A 331-nucleotide genomic window follows, 5' to 3' on the forward strand; every position below is an offset into this window, starting at 1 on the left:
CGAAGGTCGATGCGGCGACCAAATCGTTGTAAATCCCCGTAAAGGCAGATGCGCGCCATGCCCGGTGACGCCAGAGGGAGTGTGTGCGTCGCTGCCATTTGTCGGTGTACCTCTCTCGTTTGCTCAGTTGTTCAGGAATATGGTGCAGCAGCTCGCCGTCGCCGCAGTAAATTGCGGCGTGATTCGGCACTGATGAACCAAAACAGCACAGCAGCACATCGCCCGGCTGTGCCGCTGACAACGGCACCTGATACAGCCCCGTCGCCTCCAGATTATCCAGATAGAGATTCTGGCCGTTACGCCACCAGTCATCCTCACGATGAAAGTCCGG

1 protein-coding gene is annotated in these 331 nt (G+C 57.7%); it reads right to left on the reverse strand.

Features of this window, described 5'->3' with window-relative positions; genetic code table 11:
- Positions 1-331 (reverse strand): NlpC/P60 family protein (locus MTCD1_RS18770; RefSeq protein ID WP_143760162.1); only part of this gene is annotated, 331 nt, incomplete at both ends.

Origin of the sequence: Colwellia marinimaniae (assembly GCF_002207865.1) — a bacterium.
Classification (GTDB): Bacteria; Pseudomonadota; Gammaproteobacteria; order Enterobacterales; family Alteromonadaceae; genus Colwellia; species Colwellia marinimaniae.